Below are 949 nucleotides of genomic sequence, written 5' to 3' on the forward strand. Positions count from 1 at the left end.
CGACGTGCCCCAGGCGCGCCGCACGGCCCCGCCCCGGCCGAAGACCCAGCAGGTCCACAGACCTCTCGCCTGCCTCACCGGAGGCAAGCGCCGCCCGGTGCCCGCCAGGGGGTGTCGTCACACTCCCGTCGTCGTCCGCAGGACGGCTTTGCGGCGTCCGGTGCATGCTCTCGGCGCGCCGGGCGGAAGTCCGCGCACTGGGCGTACTCGGGCTTTCGTCCGGTGCGGCGAGAGTACGTGCCGGGCGTCGCGGGGCAGACGGGAGTCTGACGACACCCCCTAGCGGTACGGCGGTTCGCGCCTGCCGTGACCTCGCCGCCGGGACAGGACCAGGGTGCGGCGCTGCCGATCGATCCGGGTGACGAAGACCGTGACCTCGTCACCGACCCGCACGGCCTCGGACGGATCGCCCACGGGCGGCGACGCCAGATCTCGCACATGGACCAGTCCCTCGATGCCGTCGGCGACCTCGACGAAGACGCCGAACGGAATCAACCCGGTGACCCGTCCCCGCAGTTCGTCACCCACCGAGACGCCCTCGGCGAAGGCCTGGAACGGATCGGGGCGCGTCGCCCGCAAGGACAGTCTGGCCTCCAGGTTCCACGTGTCGAACATGAGGAACTCGCAGGAGACCCGCTCTCCGACCCGCACGACGTCGGAAGCCGTCTCGACGCGCCGCCAGGACAGATCCGGGACGGTGATGAACCCGACACCCGGGAAGAGCGGGTGGCCGGGCCCGTCGTCCAGCGACACGAACACACCGAACCGTTCGATCGCCGCGACGGTGCCGGAAAGAAGCTCGCCGCAGCGCAGTGATTCCAGGAACGCCCACAGTTCGGGGCTCTCGGAGGGGCCGTCCATGTGGCACAGCCTCGCATGTCCGGGGACAGGCACTGCTCGCCGGGAGCCGGGAGCCGGGAGCCGGGAGCCGGGAGCCGGGAGCCGGGGG

The 949-nt window shown here is 71.9% G+C and carries 1 protein-coding gene; it reads right to left on the minus strand.

The window, feature by feature from the left end:
- Positions 1-279 precede the first annotated feature (279 nt).
- Complete coding sequence (locus tag CCN42_RS36875; RefSeq protein WP_086741670.1) at positions 280-861, minus strand: S1 RNA-binding domain-containing protein; 582 nt, start codon at positions 859-861, stop codon at positions 280-282.
- Between the last annotated feature and the right edge of the window lie 88 nt (positions 862-949).

Source organism: Streptomyces glaucescens (genome assembly GCF_002154375.1).
In the GTDB taxonomy this organism is placed as follows: domain Bacteria; phylum Actinomycetota; class Actinomycetes; order Streptomycetales; family Streptomycetaceae; genus Streptomyces; species Streptomyces glaucescens.